At 53.6% G+C, this 817-nt stretch carries 1 protein-coding gene; it reads right to left on the reverse strand.

Annotated features, from left to right (window positions below):
• Window positions 1-50 precede the first annotated feature (50 nt).
• Window positions 51-689 carry a hypothetical protein gene (locus tag ACQ4N7_RS30340; protein WP_430715140.1) on the reverse strand — a complete coding sequence of 213 codons (639 nt, stop codon included), beginning with the start codon at window positions 687-689 and terminating at the stop codon, window positions 51-53.
• Window positions 690-817: the final 128 nt, after the last annotated feature.

Here is an 817-nt window from a genome sequence, read left to right on the forward strand (position 1 = left end):
TATCGAGATCCACCGATGGGGTAGTCATGACCTGCCGAAGTTCATGCGATTCAGGTGCCGAGGTTCATGCGATTCACCTGCCGAAGTTGGCGCGATTCAGGTGCCGAAGTTCGTGCGATTTTGCAGCCTTTTCCATTCTCCTGAATTCTGCTAGACGCGCCGCTAGAGCTGCCAGCAAAGTGGGCTAGCTCCTCAATCTCTAAAATCACGCTGCCTGCGTTTCCCGCTCCAAAAGTACTGGCACTCAACTCCGCCCCATCAAGAACTTCGAGGTTGCGGGCGCTAATCTGCACATTACCGCCTGTGCCTACCCCATCACGATCAATATTGCTAAACGCGCCGCTAGAGCTGCCATCATTAGGGTCAACGCCAGCAAATTGGGCCAGCTCCTCAATCTCTAAAATCACATCGCCTGCATCTCCCGATCCAAAAGTGCTGGCACTTAACTGCGCCCCATCAACGACTTCAAGGTTGCGGGCGCTAATCTGCACATCGCCGCCTTGGCCTTCCTCATCACTATCAGTTCTGCTAAACGCGCCGCTAGGGTTGCCATCAATAGGGTCAACGCCAGCAAACCGGGCTAGCTCCTCAATCTCTAAAATCACATCGCCTGCGTTTCCCAGCCCAAAAGTGCTGGCACTTAACTGCGCCCCATCAAGAACTTCGAGGTTGCGGGCGCTAATCTGCACAGTAATTGCTCAACTAGGTTGACGGGTACCGGCGAATGAGAGAGGGTGGTAGACTTTTGCCATGAAAGACCTGCCGCCCTTAGAAGGCCTTAGTTCTGAGGAGAAAGATGCTCTGATTCGAGAGCTGT

Origin of the sequence: Nodosilinea sp. AN01ver1 (assembly GCF_050565655.1) — a bacterium.
Taxonomy (GTDB): Bacteria; Cyanobacteriota; Cyanobacteriia; order Phormidesmidales; family Phormidesmidaceae; genus Nodosilinea.